Annotated in this window: 14 protein-coding genes; 7 read left to right on the top strand and 7 right to left on the bottom strand. The window is 60.8% G+C overall.

The window, feature by feature from the left end:
• The 3 genes from ACH4F2_RS34865 to ACH4F2_RS34855 all read left to right on the top strand — a co-directional run.
• Nucleotides 1-444 (top strand): ZIP family metal transporter (locus ACH4F2_RS34865; protein ID WP_398136712.1); only part of this gene is annotated, 444 nt, incomplete at its 5' end.
• Complete coding sequence (locus ACH4F2_RS34860) at nucleotides 441-860, top strand: ubiquinol-cytochrome c reductase iron-sulfur subunit (RefSeq protein WP_011331647.1); 420 nt, start codon at nucleotides 441-443, stop codon at nucleotides 858-860. The genes ACH4F2_RS34865 and ACH4F2_RS34860, both read left to right, overlap by 4 nt.
• Nucleotides 746-1459: a TIGR02206 family membrane protein gene (locus ACH4F2_RS34855; protein ID WP_352391938.1), complete on the top strand. Its 714-nt coding sequence runs from the start codon at nucleotides 746-748 to the stop codon at nucleotides 1457-1459. The genes ACH4F2_RS34860 and ACH4F2_RS34855 overlap by 115 nt, the downstream gene beginning before the upstream one ends.
• Before the next feature lie 6 nt (nucleotides 1460-1465).
• Here the strand turns inward: ACH4F2_RS34855 and istB are convergent, their stop codons facing one another.
• The 4 genes from istB to ACH4F2_RS34835 form a co-directional block, all read right to left on the bottom strand.
• Nucleotides 1466-2257: an IS21-like element IS1415 family helper ATPase IstB gene (istB, locus tag ACH4F2_RS34850; RefSeq protein ID WP_003944771.1), complete on the bottom strand. Its 792-nt coding sequence runs from the start codon at nucleotides 2255-2257 to the stop codon at nucleotides 1466-1468.
• Nucleotides 2257-3798 carry an IS21-like element IS1415 family transposase gene (istA, locus tag ACH4F2_RS34845; RefSeq protein WP_030538069.1) on the bottom strand — a complete coding sequence of 514 codons (1542 nt, stop codon included), beginning with the start codon at nucleotides 3796-3798 and terminating at the stop codon, nucleotides 2257-2259. The genes istB and istA overlap by 1 nt, the downstream gene beginning before the upstream one ends.
• Before the next feature lie 276 nt (nucleotides 3799-4074).
• Nucleotides 4075-6348 (bottom strand): zinc-ribbon domain-containing protein, encoded by a 2274-nt coding sequence (locus tag ACH4F2_RS34840; protein WP_003944198.1) that lies wholly within the window; start codon nucleotides 6346-6348, stop codon nucleotides 4075-4077.
• A 58-nt stretch (nucleotides 6349-6406) separates the two neighbouring features.
• Nucleotides 6407-6805: a hypothetical protein gene (locus ACH4F2_RS34835; protein ID WP_003944286.1), complete on the bottom strand. Its 399-nt coding sequence runs from the start codon at nucleotides 6803-6805 to the stop codon at nucleotides 6407-6409.
• 528 nt (nucleotides 6806-7333) lie between these two features.
• Between ACH4F2_RS34835 and ACH4F2_RS34830 the strand changes: the two genes are divergently transcribed.
• The 4 genes from ACH4F2_RS34830 (at nucleotide 7334) to ACH4F2_RS34815 (ending at nucleotide 9464) form a co-directional block, all read left to right on the top strand.
• Complete coding sequence (locus ACH4F2_RS34830; protein WP_003944284.1) at nucleotides 7334-7753, top strand: hypothetical protein; 420 nt, start codon at nucleotides 7334-7336, stop codon at nucleotides 7751-7753.
• 402 nt (nucleotides 7754-8155) lie between these two features.
• Complete coding sequence (locus tag ACH4F2_RS34825) at nucleotides 8156-8512, top strand: helix-turn-helix domain-containing protein (protein WP_003944213.1); 357 nt, start codon at nucleotides 8156-8158, stop codon at nucleotides 8510-8512.
• 98 nt (nucleotides 8513-8610) lie between these two features.
• Nucleotides 8611-8796 (top strand): hypothetical protein, encoded by a 186-nt coding sequence (locus ACH4F2_RS34820; RefSeq protein ID WP_003944200.1) that lies wholly within the window; start codon nucleotides 8611-8613, stop codon nucleotides 8794-8796.
• On the top strand, nucleotides 8775-9464 hold the full coding sequence (locus ACH4F2_RS34815) for a DUF6338 family protein (RefSeq protein ID WP_350835209.1): 690 nt from the start codon (nucleotides 8775-8777) through the stop codon (nucleotides 9462-9464). The genes ACH4F2_RS34820 and ACH4F2_RS34815 overlap by 22 nt, the downstream gene beginning before the upstream one ends.
• A 20-nt stretch (nucleotides 9465-9484) precedes the next feature.
• Here the strand turns inward: ACH4F2_RS34815 and ACH4F2_RS34810 are convergent, their stop codons facing one another.
• The 3 genes from ACH4F2_RS34810 to ACH4F2_RS34800 all read right to left on the bottom strand — a co-directional run.
• A complete protein-coding gene (locus ACH4F2_RS34810) occupies nucleotides 9485-9790 on the bottom strand; it encodes a helix-turn-helix transcriptional regulator (protein ID WP_037131447.1) in 306 nt (101 codons plus the stop codon).
• Nucleotides 9791-9795: 5 nt separating this feature from the next.
• The gene (locus ACH4F2_RS34805; RefSeq protein ID WP_003944240.1) at nucleotides 9796-10152 is read right to left on the bottom strand and encodes a type II toxin-antitoxin system RelE/ParE family toxin; all 357 of its coding nucleotides are present in this window, start codon (nucleotides 10150-10152) and stop codon (nucleotides 9796-9798) included.
• A 93-nt stretch (nucleotides 10153-10245) separates the two neighbouring features.
• Nucleotides 10246-10558 (bottom strand): hypothetical protein (locus tag ACH4F2_RS34800; protein ID WP_398136711.1); only part of this gene is annotated, 313 nt, incomplete at its 5' end.

The raw sequence follows: 10558 nt of genomic DNA, 5'->3' as shown, positions 1-10558 counted from the left end.
CTCAGACTGGCACTGATGATTTCCATCGGCATCGGATTGCACAATCTCGGAGAAGGCCTCGCGATCGGATCCGCGTATGCGGTAGGTGAGCTTGCGCTCGGCGCGTTCCTCGTTATCGGATTCACCCTGCACAACACAACAGAGGGACTCGCGATCATCGCACCGTTGGCTCGGCGACGTACCCCCCTGTTGACCTTGTTGGGGTTGGGATTGATCGCGGGTGCGCCGGCAATTCTCGGTGCTGTTATCGGGGCGGGCGTCGACAACCGTGAAGTATCTGCGTTGCTGCTCGGAGTCGGGGTCGGCGCAATCATCCAGGTCGTCATCCAAATTGCACCGTCCTTGCGCACACAAGGCCGCTCGGATCTGGATCCGATGGTTCTCGTCGGCGTCGGTGTCGGAATACTCCTGATGTTTCTCACTGGTTTGGTGGTCCCCGCATGAGCACGATCGATCCATCCGACATCAAGGTCGGGCGCAGAACGGTCCTCCTCACAGCCTGCGCGACAACTTGTCTCGCCGTTGCCGGATGTAGCACCCAGAACAACAGCAATGCACCCGGCGTAACCCTGGGCAGTGCCGAGGTTCCGATATCAGCGGTTCCTGTCGGCGGCGGAGTCATTCTGGCGGACGAGCAAGTCGTGATCACCCAGCCGCAGGAAGGCGTGTTCCAAGCCTTCTCTGCGGTATGTACCCACCAGGGATGCGTAGTCTCCGAGGTCAGCGATGGAACGATCAACTGCCCATGTCATGGCAGCCGATACTCCATCGTCGATGGCTCGGTCGTGCAACGACCTGCTCAGAAGCCACTGCACAGCTACGCCCTTTCTCGCACCGCGGACACGATCATCGTCAACTAAGCCGGAGAACGGCACTTCCGAACTGGGACAGCTATCTGCGAAGGTTGTTATGGAACAGTGCGTTCGGCGGCGCTGAGGAAGTGAGAGATGTGTATTCTGCACAACCCGAGTTCTCGGCGTACGGCCCATCGCATTGGGCAGCCATCGCTCTGTTTGTCGCGGGTTCGGTGTTTCTGATCTGGGCGGGACGTAGACAGACCGAAGCGCAAGCTCGCCACCTCAGCCGCGCCCTCGGCGGAATACTGGCGGTGATATACGGCTCGGCGGTGCTCTACTCGCTGTCCTCACCCACGCTAGGAGGATCCGTACCCTTACAACTCACCGATCTCGCGACAGTGTCCGCGATCTACGCATTGTGGTCGCACCGACATTGGCCGTTCGCCCTCACCTACTACTGGGGGCTTGTATTGAGTACGCAGGCGTTGATTTCACCGGCTCTGGCCGGGCCCGACTTCCCCGGTTACGAGTTTCTTGCCTTCTGGGCGATTCACTGTCAATGGCCACGAAGTTCTCCCCGTAGGCGGCCAGTAGTTCTCCCCGCTGGTGGCCACGGGTTCTCCCCGGTGGCGGCCAGTTGTTTTTCCCCACCCGCTTTCTGATTTGGGTTAGCTGAAGGGCTTCACCCCCTTGCCGGTGGTGGCTTCGGTGAGGCGGAAGGAGTCGCCGTCGGTGACGACGACGTGCGCATGGTGCAGGAGCCGGTCAACGGTGGCGGTGGCCAATGTTTTGGGCATGATCTCGTCGAAGCCGGAGGGGTGCAGGTTGCTCGAGACGGCAATCGCTCGGCGTTCGTAGGCAGCGTCGACGAGGCGATAGAATCCTTCGGCGGCGTCTTCAGAGACCGGGAGCAGACCGATGTCGTCGACGATGATCAGGTCGGAGCGGATGATCCTCGTCAGGGCTCGGGCGATGGAGTCGTCGGCACGGTGCCGGCGGACCAGGGCACCGAGGTCTTCGATGGTGAACCAAGACACCGCCAGCCCAGCTTCGACTGCGGCCTGCCCGAGTGCCTCGGTGAAGTGAGACTTGCCAGTTCCCGAAGGCCCACAGACGCAGAAACATTCACGCCGCCCGACCCACTCCAGGGTGCGGAGCGCGTCCTGGGTGGCGCGGGGAATCGACGATTTCGTTTCGTCCCAGTCGCCGAAGGTCTTGCCGGTAGGGAAACCCGCGCGTTTGCGGCGAGTGTGCAGGTTCGCCCGGTCCCGGCCGGCGGCTTCCTCAGCGAGGAGAACCCGCACGACTTCGGCGGGGTCCCAGCGTTGGGCTTTCGCGGTCGGGATGATATCGCTCAAGGACCTGCGGATATGGGGCAGTTTCAGGCGTTTAGTCAGGTCGATCGCCTCGGCCAACGGGTCGCCGTTAGCGCTGGTAACAGTGCGCAAAGGGGTGCTCATCAGGCGTCATCGCTTTCATCGTCAGTAGTGGCTGGGCTGGCCGGCGCTGGTGTCTGGCCGAAGGTGGACCAGGCGGCGGTGCCCGGTTGCAGAGTGTGGTTCTCGCTGCGACGGACCGGATCAGCGTGTTCGTGGGTGACTTGGTAGTCGAGGATCGAGATCAGGTCCCGATCGGCGAACCGGCCGGTCATCGCCGCCGTCCCCAACGCTCTGTCGACTGCGTCCGGGGAGTGCAGCTTCGAAAGGTCCACGGCCTCGGCCATCTTCGCCCTGATGCGGCGCGCTCCCGCGGCGGCAGCCTCGACCAGCCAGCTGTTGGCACCCTGGCCCAACTGTAGGAAGGCGAGCTCGGCGGCGGTACGAGGCTTGGGCACCCGGTCGGCGGCGTCGCGGTCTGGGCGGGGTGGGTAGTGGTCGTTGTCGAGGACCGGTGAACCGGGTTGGCCGCGGCGGTGCCGCGCGACTTCGACTGCACCGCCATCATTGTCGACGGCGGTCACGATCAGCTCCTCACCATGGAAGCGGGCCCAGACCCGAGTGTCGATCAACGTGTGCGGCACCGAATACCGCACCCCTTCCACCGAGATCGTCGACTCCCAGTTCACCCGCCGGGTAGTGCCGAACACCGCGGTGAACGGAGATTTCGGCAGCGGATGCAGCCGCTGCAACTCTTCGGCCAGCCGCTCGACCGGCCGCCGCCGAGTAGAGCTGTGGACGCGGGTGTTGACGTCGGTGCAGAACTGCCGGCAAGCCGACTCGAGCTCACCGAAAGAGTGATACTGCTCGCGCAGGTTCACCTCCTTCGGCAACAGGTCGGCTTTGGCGATCCGCACCGTCGCCTCACTTCCTCCCTTCGACTCCGGATCAGCAGGTAAACACGTCCGCAGCGTCGTGCCGTAATGCCGTGCCACCTCCACGATCTCCGGATTGCGGACCGCGATCCCGGCCACGTGATCGATCGTCGCGGTCTTCTCGTTGTCGGTGAGGACATAGACCGGAACCCCGCCCAAGCGGCGGAATGTCGCATCCAAACACGCCGCCACCGTCGGCAATGTCTTGTCCCAGATCGGGATCACCACCCGAAATCGCGACCACGCCAACCATGCGCAGAACAACGTCGTCTTCCGGCCGGAAATCGTTGGCCCGTCACCGAAGTCGTACTGTAACCACAGCCCAGGTTCGGTTACCCACGGCCGATACACTCGCCGCCGACCAGCCCGAAACTGGGCCTTCGCCTCCGCGACCGTCCGGCGCGTGGTCCGCTCACCGCCGGTGAACCCCAGCGCGACGATCCGTTCGTGGATGACATCCGCGCGGACCTTGCCCTGCGAGCGGACCACCAACTCCTCGATCTTCGGCAGAAAGTCGTCGATCGCCCGCGCTCGATGCCGCCGGCGGTCCGGCGGCTGCCCCGCAGCGCGCATCTGCACATACCGGGCCACCGTGTGGTGATCACACCCAGCCAGCTCCGCCGCCGCCCGATAACTACCCGTGAGGTCGTACGCCTCCAAAATTTCCATGATCTCCCTGCTCGATTTCATCCACCCAGCGTTGCCGGGACCGAATCTGACTCACAGCAGGTGGGGAACTATCTGGCCGTACGCGGGGAGAAACCATGGCCACAAAATGCGCCATAAATGGCCGCCAGTGGGGAGCTTACGATGGCCGTCGACAGTTGCAGGTTTTGGTGACACCGAACTGAATGTCGTCATACGGATGCCCGCGTCACCTTGAACTGTCCAGTTTGAGGGACGCGGGCATCATTCTGCGTGCTTGCGACCGGTAGATGGTGTGATGGGGATTGCTGTCTCGCGCATTCAATGCTGGTGAATTTCGTTGATAAGTTGAATAGTCCGCAGCGCCACTGCTTCTGCACGTTCGGTGGAGGTGCATTCCATCGTGGTCACGGGTAGCTCGGGGAGCGGGCGTTTCGCGGTGGTTTCGCGTATTCGGATGACTGTCCATCCTGCCTTCTCGAGCACTCGTGTTTTGAGGAGGTCTTTCTCCGCCTTGTCCCGATGCCAATACCAGCCGTCGTACTCGACTATGACCCTTTGATGGTGCAGCGCGAGATCGACTCCCCATCTCCACCCGACGACACCCGCAGGACCTGTGTAATCGGTTTGATTGAACGCTTTCGCGATGAGCTGGCAGATTGCCTGTTCTCGCATTGAGGTTCCAATAGTGCAGCAATGTGGGCATCCGGTTTCGGCTGCCGTGCGGGAACCGATCGAGACTTCCCATTCATGGCCAGCGCGGCATCGCCACCATACGCGGGAATCACTTCCGGCGCTGAAATCAATTGGTGTACCTGTATTTTTGGTGGAATGCCATTCAGATGCTATCGCGGGGTGGGTGGTTCTGAGATCGTTGAAACCTGGCAGGACCTTGCGTCCAGCGCAGATGGGGCACTGTCGACCGTTCACTCGGGAAACCACGACAGCGGGCCATTCGTGTCCGTGGTCTCGGCACTGCCACCAGGCTTTGAGATGGCTTCCGGCTCCAACTCGGGCGGGGGTGAGCAGGTTTTTGGTGGGGTGCCATTCGGCCGCGAGTTCTGGTCGCAGTGTGGCGAGGTCGTTGAATCCGACTACTATTCGTCTGTTGGTGCAGACGGGACATCCAGTGCCGGCTGATGTTCGGGTTTCGACGGTGGCCTGGTAGTCGTGTCCCTGCCCGGCGCACTGCCACCAAATCTTGGTTTTGCTTCCACTTGTTACTTGTGACGGGATGAGTGAGTTTTTGGTCGGGTGCCACTCTGCAGCCACTGTGGGATGTGTTGTGGCGAGGTCATTGAATCCTGCGAGGGCTTGTTTCCCTGCACAGTAGGCGCAGCCTCGTCCCCTGACGCGTGCGCTTACGACGCTCAAGTACTCGTGGCCGGCTGGGCAGATCCACCATGCGCGATATGCGGATCCTGGACTCGTGGAAGAGGTTGTTTGGGCGTTACGGGTCGGGTGCCACTGGTTGGCCAGATGTGGGTGGGTGGTGTCGAGGTCATTGAACCCAGCCAGTGTGCGTCGGCCTGAACAGACTGGGCAGCCGTTGCCTTGCGTGCGACTATTCACGGTTCCTTGCCATTCGTGTCCGAACTGGGTGCACAGCCACCAGGCTTTCTTGGCCGAGCCGACTGAAACTTCCTCCGATGAGATCGAATTTCGCGTTGGGTGCCATTCGGCAGCAATGTCAGGTCGAAGTGTCGCAAGGTCGTTTATCCCCTGCTCGATCCGCCGGTTCGAGCAGACCGGGCAGCCTGTCGCAGATTTTCCTGTTCGACTGGCGACCGTGGTCTTCCATTCATGACCACTGGAACATGCCCACCAGACGCTCTTGTTCGAGGCAACGAGAACGTCGTGGGCGGAGAGCGTGTTCTTGGTGGGGTGCCACTCGCGCGCGACCTCCGGCCGTAGCGTGGCGAGATCGGTTTCACCTGGAATAGGTAACCGCCCACCGCAGTAAGGGCAGCCAATTATCGCTTTTACGCGCTGCTCGACTCTTGATGCGTACGAGTGACTGCGGTCTGGGCAAATCCACCACGCGCTGTACTCGGATCCTGTCTTGACTGCAGTTGGTGGTCGATCGTTTCGGATGGTGTCCCATTCCTTTGCAATCTCGGGTTCGGTTGTCGCGAGATCGTTGACCCCGGTGATCGCGTAGCGACCTGCGCAGTGTGGGCACCCATATTTTCTGTTGGTGCGTTTTGTGATTTCTGTTTGGTACTCGTGACCGCCGGCACATCGCCACCAAGCTTTCCAGTTGCTTTTTGCTGTAAAGCCGGTAGGCGTCCGGTCGCCGTTGAAGGTGGGGTGCCATTGGGACGCGATTTCGGGATGAGTCGTAGGTAAGTCGGTTTCATTGGGAATTGGGCGGATCAGTGTGCAGTAGGGGCATCCTGGACCGATTTTGGCAGTGCGGTCGGCGACGCAGGCCTGATAGGAATGCTTCTTTCCGCATCGCCACCACGCCCGGATGCTGCTTTTCGGCGTGATATCGGTCGGTTGCCGTTTGTTTCTCTCTGCATCCCACTCTGCGGCGAGATCTGGTCGCAGAGTGGCGAGATCGGTAAGTCCAGGTATGGCGCGCACGGGCATGGACGGAATCCTTGTGTAGGGGTACGACAGTGAACGGATCAGTCTGTGGGCGGAATGTCTACTCGCCCTTCGGTCTCAGTCGCTCTGCGGTCTTGGCGTTGGTTGTCGCTTCCAGTCGTCGTGCGACGTCGTGGATGTCGTCGAAGCAGCGGAATGCGTCGTATCCGGAACGGAAGGCGAAGAGACTGTGTTTGCGGATGACGCGGAGATAGGAGCGTTCGTCGACGTCGTAGATTTTGAGCGCATCGCGGGGTGCTGGGATGGCGTTGTGGTAGGCGAACGCGATTTGGTAAGCGACTTTGAGGATGTTTGAGATGTGTTGTGCGGTCAGGGCTGCGGTGTGGATGTCTTGTGGGAGGTTGTAGCGGCCGAGTGCGTCGAGATTGTCGGCAAGGTCGACGAGGGAGTCGCAGGCGCGCTGCGCGTGGGCATGGACATTTGTTGCCGTGGATGTCATGAGGTCCTCTGTCTGCGATGCGGTCAGCGTGACTGGAGCTGTCGCGGATTGTGAAGCACGAAGGAAAGAACTCTATGTGACATTCAGGATGCCTCATGCATGTCACATTGGCAAGTGTGAGAAGGACATTTGGCCGAGCATTCAGGGTGGACTCGGTTCAGAATCGTTTCGCGTCCAGGTCGGACGGTAACGTCACCTGCATGGATCCGCTGGAGAAGGCCGTCGAGGCGCACAAGCGTGCAGTAGTCGCGGAGAAGGCTGCTCGGGATGCTCTGTACGGCGAGATTTGGCGCGCGCGACAGTCTGGAGTTTCGCAGGTGGAGGTTGTTCGTCGGACTGGTTATACGCGTGAACATGTGCGTCGGATTGAGCGATTGTTCGAGGGTACGTCGGATTGACTGGTCGCGGCCGTTGCTCCAGGGCGAGGATTTTACCGAGTCAGTATTGGAAATATGTCCGCTTGAATGGTCATGGATACGCGTGCGTAGAACAGTGCCAGTCGGCAGGGCACACAACGAAGAGGAAAGAATGACGGGCTATGCCGATGGTTGGGCGTTGCTGGGCGACGAGGTGAGGGCCATCATTAAGGAGTATTGGCTGGACGGGTTCCCTGTTGCGGCGACTCCGGACGAGGAATACAACCGAGGCCGTGGCCCCGGAAAACGCGTCAGCCCTATTTACGAATACGACGACGGCGGAATCGGGGCGACGCAGTGGCTCAATGTCACCCACAACGTCGCCGCGATACTGAAGTCGGACGGTGGATGGAAGGTTGGCGGCGCGTTCCACCTGTGGGTTTCCACCGGTATCGGGACGCTTCCGTACGAGGTGCCCCTGCGAAACCCAATCATGATCGACGCGGGGGATAACGTGGGCTGGAGCGAACGTAAGGAAGAAGCAATCGCCGCCGCAGAGGCAGTACTCGGTCTGCGTCGATTGGCCGAGTAGCTCACCAAAGCAAATCGAGAGACCCGATTTTCCTCAGTCCACGAGGCGAATCGGGTCTCTCGCGGCCAGAGGAGGAGACGAGCTCTCCCGGCGCCTCCTCGCGTGGGCCGCCGATGCACTCTCGCTGTTGCGGAGCCTGCGAGGCTGTCCACAAGAAGATGAACCCGACTTGAAACGAGTCCGCCAATCAGGTCAACACCAGGTCTGGCGCACTGCCCATCCGTTCGACCCCGACATCGCATTTCGGCTGATCTGCTGGTTCCCACCCGACAGCAACACCGTCGTAGTGGCACTGTTCGCGGGCGACAAATCGAGAATCGGCGACGTGTTCTACAACAGTGTCGGACCCCGAGCCGACGCCGCAGTCCGAGCATGGAAGTTTCAGACAGAAGGAGATCAACGATGACCGAACAGTCGGATAAGACCCGATTCATTCGCGGAAATGATCGCATCGACCGACTCGTTGCGGACCCGTTGATCGCTGACGATGTCACCCGCTACGCGTCCGAGCGCGCGGAAGTGAACCGGATCTACGCACAAGGCCTGGCGGACATCCGCAAAGCGGGCAAGCTGACTCAGACCGAAGTCGCAACGATCCTCGACACTGATCAGGGCACGGTATCGAGAATAGAAAATCGCGACGATCTGCTGCTTTCGACCCTGCGCCAGTACCTAGCCGCGGCCGGCGCAGTGCATGCGAAGATCGTGGTGGAGAAAGAGGGTGTCGAGATCACCCTCGACCTCGACAGCTTCGGGTGACCATCGGTTCGATCACCATGTGTCGTGGTGATGGGGCACACTGACGGCGCAGAGTGGCGGCGAGTAGTGCCGGCGCGAGTGAACGAACGGACAGCGGCATGGGTATTGAAGAAGCTCAGGACGACGGCACGCTCTACGCGGTGCCTCCGAAGGATCCGGACACGATCTTGGGGTCGATCGACTCGCTGCACGTCGAGGCTCCGGTGGTTGTCGAGCAACGCCAGGAGTCGCCGCCCGCGTCCGGGGAAACCGTCTCCGACCAGTGGGGCGATTTCGACCACTGACTGTGACACCTGGTACCTGGCTGACAGTGCTGGCCTTCTTCGTGTTCGTAGCTCCTGGGCTGCTGTACGACCTGGCCAGCGTCACCAAGCGCACCCGTCGACACGAGACGGTGTTCACCGAGATCAGCCGGATCACACTGATGTCGACGCTGTGCAGTGCCGGCGCTGCAGCTGTGGTGACAGTAATCGGCATGATCGTCGCCGCACGATGGGAGAAGTACCCGTTTCCGGATCCGGCGTCGATGATCCGCGGCGGCTCAGGTTACGTCAACGCGCACCTCGCAGCGGTGTCGTGGGCAGCAGCCCTTTGCTTGGGGGTCTCGCTCGGCATCTCCTACGGCGCGTTCCGTCTCGTCTACCGCACGGACAAAGCCGCGATCTCCGACATTTCCGCATGGAGGTCGGTCCTGCGTGACGATCTACCTGACCCAGGTGTCGCATATGCCCTGGTCAAAATGAAAAGCGGCACGGTCTGGGGTGGGCGGGTCGCCAAATACACGCCCGACCCGGAGATGGCGAACAGGGAATTGGTCCTGAGTCCCCCGTTGTCTGTCCGCGATGCTGCCGCGTCACAGATGGCGAAGGTTCCCGACAAGTGGATGCGCGTCATCCTGCCCGGTCCGGAGATCGTCTCGATGGTTGTCACCTACGGTGATCCACCGCCGTAGGTGACCGGCCGGCACTGCGGTCAGGCGATGTGGAAGCGGTCGTCTCCGAGTTCGACCTCGACACGCAGGGAACCGCCTACTGCCTCGACGTATCGGCGCAGGGTGTCGATTTGAATTCGTGCGAGGTCCCCGCGCTCGATGTTGGAGATGCGGTTTTGGCCGACGCCGAGACGGTCTGCGACCTCACCTTGAGTCAAGGCAGCATTCTTGCGGAGTTCCTTGAGTCGGTAGGCCCGTACCTCCTCGAGCAGTCGGCCCTTGTGCGCGTCCACGGCGGACCGGTCGACGGGCCGTGCGTTGAGCATGTCGTCGAGACTTTTTGCCATCACGTTCACTTCCCTTCCAGGTTTTCGATGTGGGTGTCGAGCAGATCGTCGGCGATCGGAATGTTCTTCTTGTACCACTTGGTCCACTGACCTGATTTGTCTCCCGCGATCAGCAAGATCGCCTTTCGATGCGGGTCGAACGCAAACAGCACTCGCAGCTCCGAGCGCCCACTCGATCCCGGCCGTAGCTCCTTCATGTTCTTGTGGCGGGAGGCAGTGACCGTGTCGACCAGCGGCCGACCGAGCTGAGGCCCACGTTCTTCGAGCAATTCAAGTGCAGCGACAACCTGTTCATAGGACGACTGATCCAGCTGTGCAAGCCAATCTTCGACCAACTCGACGTCCACACTCCAGATCGACACTTCGTCATAATATCACTCATAGGTGATATTTGGGGATCCGTTTCTGCGGCGGTGCCAGCGGTGCACATCCTGCAACGACTTACAGCTCTGACATCAACTCAGGAAGTCTTTACCGAGCCAGTCGATCAGGCACTTCTCGATAGGGTCGGGATTCTGTTTGACTGCCAGCTTGGTTAGGTGGGGTGCGATGATGTCCTTGTATTCTTCTCCGAGAACCAGTTCGACTGCCTCTCTGGCCAACCTGAACGAGCGTTGCCATCGCGGGCCACGCCGGTCGTCTGGCCCCGGCCCCACTGATTCGCAGTTGATCGTGTGCACTATTACGCGAGCGTCTGCACCCTCGAACGACTTGATCGTCCGGTCGATTTTGTACCGCCCCACTCTGATCGCGGCTGCCTGTTTCCGA

The sequence above is a fragment of the Streptomyces sp. NPDC017890 genome (genome assembly GCF_044328675.1).
Lineage (GTDB): Bacteria > Actinomycetota > Actinomycetes > Streptomycetales > Streptomycetaceae > Streptomyces.
This window is presented reverse-complemented; position numbering and strand designations above follow the sequence as displayed.